Below are 428 nucleotides of genomic sequence, written 5' to 3'. Positions count from 1 at the left end.
CCCGAATTATTCACCAAGCAGATTCTAGCCGACCAATGCATGAGATCGGCGTAAACGCACCTGGTATTTGGCGGCTTTGTGTCGAATTTGGCGTCGTGTTCACGCACCGCCCCCTACCCCAAACACGAATGACTGCGAGGTGGGCAAGGTCAGGTGCGGAGAACTTCGCTGAGATGGGCGTGTCGGGGTAGTGGTGTAAATCCGCGTCGCCGCCCGCTGGCTTTCGGTGGCGTACTCCACGCCTCGAGGCGAGCGATCAAGCGAGACCAAAGCGGTGCCGCTGATTCCGCAATCCTTAACATCAGCCGGCGAGAATGCTTGACGATCTCCGCTCCGACTTTCAGCACAAACAACTGGAAACGCGTCAAGTCCCAGCTGCCGCCCAGCGAATCTTCAAGCTCGTTTCGGCAAATGGTCGTCAAGTTGAA

1 pseudogene is annotated in these 428 nt (G+C 57.2%); it reads right to left on the bottom strand.

From position 1 onward, the window contains the following. Window positions 1–149: 149 nt before the first annotated feature. Window positions 150–428: pseudogene (locus GE027_RS23535) on the bottom strand (transposase); the annotation flags it as partial.

Origin of the sequence: Roseimaritima sediminicola, from assembly GCF_009618275.1 — a bacterium.
Taxonomy (GTDB): Bacteria; Planctomycetota; Planctomycetia; order Pirellulales; family Pirellulaceae; genus Roseimaritima; species Roseimaritima sediminicola.
This window is presented reverse-complemented; position numbering and strand designations above follow the sequence as displayed.